This is a genomic window from Sulfitobacter sp. HI0129 (assembly GCF_001635395.1).
Lineage (GTDB): Bacteria > Pseudomonadota > Alphaproteobacteria > Rhodobacterales > Rhodobacteraceae > Sulfitobacter.
Genome location: NZ_LWGH01000326.1, coordinates 1 through 3,810 on the forward strand (window position 1 = coordinate 1; position 3,810 = coordinate 3,810).

Annotated in this window: 3 protein-coding genes and 2 pseudogenes; all 5 read right to left on the reverse strand. The window is 66.5% G+C overall.

Annotated elements, in window-relative coordinates; genetic code table 11:
• Positions 1–631: pseudogene (locus A3764_RS07860) on the reverse strand (glycosyltransferase family protein); the annotation flags it as partial.
• The gene (locus tag A3764_RS07865) at positions 628–1,212 is read right to left on the reverse strand and encodes a histidine phosphatase family protein (RefSeq protein ID WP_067919852.1); all 585 of its coding nucleotides are present in this window, start codon (positions 1,210–1,212) and stop codon (positions 628–630) included. The gene A3764_RS07865 and the pseudogene A3764_RS07860, both read right to left, overlap by 4 nt.
• On the reverse strand, positions 1,209–2,282 hold the full coding sequence (locus tag A3764_RS07870; RefSeq protein ID WP_236628133.1) for a glycosyltransferase family 4 protein: 1,074 nt from the start codon (positions 2,280–2,282) through the stop codon (positions 1,209–1,211). The genes A3764_RS07865 and A3764_RS07870 overlap by 4 nt, the downstream gene beginning before the upstream one ends.
• Complete coding sequence (locus tag A3764_RS07875; RefSeq protein ID WP_067919854.1) at positions 2,279–3,520, reverse strand: glycosyltransferase family 4 protein; 1,242 nt, start codon at positions 3,518–3,520, stop codon at positions 2,279–2,281. The genes A3764_RS07870 and A3764_RS07875 overlap by 4 nt, the downstream gene beginning before the upstream one ends.
• Positions 3,517–3,810 (reverse strand): annotated as a pseudogene (locus tag A3764_RS07880) (hypothetical protein); the annotation flags it as partial. The pseudogene A3764_RS07880 and the gene A3764_RS07875, both read right to left, overlap by 4 nt.

A 3,810-nucleotide genomic window follows, 5' to 3' on the forward strand; every position in this document is an offset into this window, starting at 1 on the left:
CCTCCCCCCGGCCTGTCGTGGTCTCGGGTACCGTCGGGGGCGCGGGAGCCACGAACCCGGTGTAATGAAGCCGATCGCGGATGACCTTCGTGACGGGCCAGCTTTGTTCCAGCTTCACTACGTCCGGGTCGGCGTGCACCAGCACCGCGTCGTAATGCGCCGCAACCATATCGCTGGCAAATCGCGCCTTGGCCTCTTTCGATGGCGGGGCGAGAATATCCCGCAGGGATACGGCGACGAAGGGCCGCCGGGGCAGACCCGCCGCCGCCTTCAGAAGCTGTGTGAACTCTGCTCGCAGAACCCGCCGCCCGAAGGGGAAAAGCTCCGTCAGCAGCACATCCGGCTCCTCCTGCCGTAGCAGCTTGGCGAGCAGATCGGCGCGGCTTACCATGTAATCCGCGCGCACCGGCTTGCCGTCGGCATCCAGCAGGCGTGCGAAATCCGTTCCGTCGGAGCGGACGGGGGGCAGCTGCGTCAGCGTGATCTCGCCCCTGTCCAGCAATGGGGCAGGGAGACCGCCGGAGACGATATGCACCTTTTGCCCCGCCTTCAGGATCGCTCGCCCCAGGGTCAGCGCCCGTGCCAGATGGCCGGAGCCCAGCAGATGGGTGGCAACGATCATCACCTTCATGATGCTTGCCTTTCCAGACGCGGGACCGCTTCTTCCAACTGCCAGTCCCCCTTGTGGATGCGCAGGATATAGAGCCTGTCCCGCTTGATGCGAAAGGGCGGTGGGCCGTCGAACTGCCAGGCGGTCGCGCAGGCCAGCAATACCCGCATCGTTCCGATGTGGCAGACAGCCAGCGTATCGCTTTTCAGGCTTTCCGCCCATGGAACAAGGCGATCACGCAGCGTGGCAGGGCTTTCCCCGCCGGGCGGTGTGAAATTCCACCCCCAGCTTTCCAGATCCCGGTAGCCGCTTTCCGGGTCGGCGCGCAGTGCGGTGCCTTGGCCGCCCTCCCACGCGCCCCAGTCCATTTCCAGAAGGGCCGGTTCGGTCCGGGGCGCGCGCGCCGTGAGGATTTCGGCAGTTCGCACTGCGCGCGACAGGGGGCTTGAGACAAGATCGGCCTCATCCCATGGAGCCGGTAAGCGGAGGCTCTTCAGGTGGGCTTCGGCTTCGGGGTCGAGCGGTATGTCCGTTCGCCCCTGAATCCGTCCCTCGCGGTTCCATGAGGTATGCCCGTGGCGGAGCAACGCGAGACGGATCATGGTGCCACCCCCGCCCGGTGCAATCCGTCAAGCAGGGTTCGGGCTGCGACCGGGCGCAGGTGATGCCGGGCAATATGGCGTGCAGCCTCTGTGCCCGCGTCATGCCGCGCCTTTGTATCACTCAGCAGGTGTCGCAGCCGTGCGGCAAGACCTGGGGCGCCAGCCTCCGGGCTGGGATAAGTTCCGGGGGCCAGCACGTCCCGTACGCCGGGCCTGTCCTGTGCGACGACCGGAAGACCCACCGCCTGCGCTTCCAGATAGACCATGCCGAAGGCTTCGTTCACGCCCGGCCAGATTAAAAGGGCGGCGTCCGAATAAGCCGCCTGCAAAGCCGTGCCGTCCAATGCGCCCAGAAACCGCACGGCATCCCCGAACGGGGCCATGAACCGTTCGACCTGCGGGCGGGCGGGGCCATCCCCCGCGATGTCCAGCCGCCAGCCCGGCTGCAGCTGCTGCAGCGCTGCGGCGATAAGGTCGTATGACGCCAGCTTGTCGCCCTGACGCATCATGCCCACCGCCAGCATCGGCCCGCTGAGCGCGGAGGGCCGGGGCAACTCATCCCGGTCGAGAAAGGGGTGCAGATGCAGGATATGCTGCTGTGGTGGGGCGTCGCGCAGCAGTGCTTCGGCGTCGCGGCGGGTGAAGTGGAAAATCGCCTGAGCACTGTCCGTGGCATCTTCGGCGCAGCGAGCAAATGCGGCCCAGGGGCCAGCGAGCCGTTTCCGCGCGCGTGTGGATTCGATCTGCACATAAGGAATACCGAGCGTGCGGGCCACGCCGGGGCCGAGCAGGTCCGGCGCCTTGTAGTAATTGTGGTAGGTCAGCCAGCCCTGCCACCCCGCTGCGCGCCCTGTCTTGATCAGGCGGGAGGCTTCCGTTTTCACGGTCTCCATGATCCGGGTCTGTTCGGCAGCGTCGCCCGCGCCATCCCGGCTGCGCAGGCGGCTGACCAGTTCCACCTCGACCCCGGCGTATTCGAGAGCGGAGAGAATTCCCCGCGCCATCGTCCTGTCGCCCGAGGGCATCGGGTCGTCCGGCGTTTTCATCGGCGCGTAGAATGCCAGCTTCATGCGGGCCGACGCGCCATCATTGCCCCCAGCCGTTCGCGCAGATGTGCAATGCCGGGCGCCATGACAAAGGAACGGGTCAGCCGCTCATGGGCGTTGGCCGCCAGTCTCGGCCCAAGCGCGGGATCGGCGGCGAAGGTCTCTATCGTCCTTGCCAGCGTATCCGGGCTGTCGGGTCGCAGCAGGCCGTGCACGCCATCCTCGATGAACTCGGGGATGGCGGAGACGGGTGTCGACAGGATCGGCAGCTTTTGGCTCGCGGCCTCCATCAGCACGTTGGGCAGGCCGTCCCTGTCGCCGTCTTCGGCAATGCGGGAGGGGAGGACGAAAAGATCGGCCTGCCGCATGGCGGCGATCACTTCGGGCTGGTCGCGGGGGCCGTGCCATTCGATCCGGTTCGCCACGCCCTTCAGACGGGCACGCTCTTTCAACGTTTCGTCCAAGGGGCCGCCGCCGATATGCACCCAGTGCCAGTCAAGGTCCGGGGAAAGCAGGGCGAAGGCATCGATCAGATTGTCGAAGCCTTTCTTTTCCACCAGCCGTCCGACGGACATCAGCCGCAGGGGGCTTCCTGCCCTGCGCGGCTTTCGTTCTGGCGGGGCGGGGAAGCGGGACAGGTCCAGCCCGTGGTAGACCAGATCGACCGGCGTACCGCCCGAAAGCCCGCGCAGGTGCCGGGCCCCGAAGGCGGTACAGGTGGCCCCGAAGACCGCGCCATGTTCTGCGGATGTGAGCTTTTCTCGCAACTCCCATTCCGGCGATGTCCAGATGTCCTTTGCATGGGCTGAAAAGGCCCAAGGCAGCCCCCGCAGGATCGCCGCATAGCGGGCGACGGATGCCGGCGTATGCAGGAAATGGGCATAGAGGCCCGCGATATCTTCGCCAAGCTCATGGGCGAGCACGCAGGCCTGACCGAAGCGGCGGCGGCGATTGGCCGTGTCGTCGCGGGCCAGATCGGCCTCGAATGCGACCCGGGCCGCGTCATGCCCGGGCAGGGCGGTCACCGCTTCGCGTGCTCTTGCCACGCGGTCCGGTTCATCGCGCAGATACTCCGGCAGATAGTTCACCCGCGCCTGCAACCTGTCGTGCAGGGGGTGCGTCTTGGTATCGGTCGGATGGCGCAGCGACCACAGATCGAGGGAGAGGCCAGCCTCTTCCAGCGCCAACAGTTCCTGCGCGATGAAGGTTTCGGACAGGCGCGGCCAGCCCTTTACTACCACGGCAAGGCGCGTCTTGTTCACGACAGGGTTCCGTTCATGAGCGCTTCGGCCCGCGCTGTGACCGCATCCAGCCCGTCGAGAAGCCCGTTTGCCCCCGCTTCGGAAGGCAGGCGCTGTTCCGGCAGGGCCCGTATGGCCGCGATCATCGAGGCTGGTGTAAGCCCGTCGCGGGTTTCGTCCAGCATCCGCACCAGACCCAGCTGCTCGGCCCGGCTCGCCCTTATCCATTGTTCCAGACGGGGCACGGTACGCGGGACGATCACCGCACGCTTGTCGAAGGAAAGCACCTCGCAGAAGGTGTTGTACCCTCC

Bases quoted from the DNA above. Each gene is read 5' to 3' on its own strand.
- A3764_RS07865 (WP_067919852.1), bottom strand. From the start codon at position 1,212: ATGATCCGTCTCGCGTTGCTCCGCCACGGGCATACCTCATGGAACCGC.
- A3764_RS07870 (WP_236628133.1), bottom strand. From the start codon at position 2,282: ATGAAGCTGGCATTCTACGCGCCGATGAAAACGCCGGACGACCCGATG.